The organism is Streptomyces doebereineriae (assembly GCF_031845645.1).
GTDB classification, from domain to species: Bacteria; Actinomycetota; Actinomycetes; order Streptomycetales; family Streptomycetaceae; genus Streptomyces; species Streptomyces canus.
The window spans coordinates 1-400 of sequence record NZ_JAVREZ010000539.1; the positions used below are offsets into that span (position 1 = coordinate 1).

Below are 400 nucleotides of genomic sequence, written 5' to 3' on the forward strand. Positions count from 1 at the left end.
CGTCATGGTCACCGCCGACGCCGTACGGGCCGCCGTCTTCCTCGGCCTCGCACTCGTGTGGGCCCTGGGGACGCTGCGGATGGAGCACCTCTACGCGGCGGCGCTCGTCGCCGGGGTCACCTCCGTCTTCTTCGACGTCTCCGCCCAGACCGTGCTTCCCTCCCTCGTCGCCAAGGAAAAGGTGGTGTCCGGCAACGCCTGGATGATGGGCGTGGAGTCGGCGGCCACCGTCGCCGGGCCGGTGATCGCGGGCGCCCTCGCGATCGTGGCCGCGCCCGTCGGGTTCTGGCTCGCGGGCGGGGCGTTCGTCGTCTCCGCGGTCTGCCTCCTCGGCGTCCGGGTGCGGATGCCCCGGGCACCGGGACGCGGGGTGTACGCCGATGTGGCCGAGGGCGTCCGG

1 protein-coding gene is annotated in these 400 nt (G+C 74.0%); it reads left to right on the forward strand.

Going from position 1 to position 400, the window contains the following annotated elements; all coding sequences use genetic code 11:
* Positions 1-400, forward strand: a 400-nt coding sequence (locus RNB18_RS53150; RefSeq protein WP_394817824.1) for an MFS transporter, incomplete at both ends; no start/stop codon positions are given.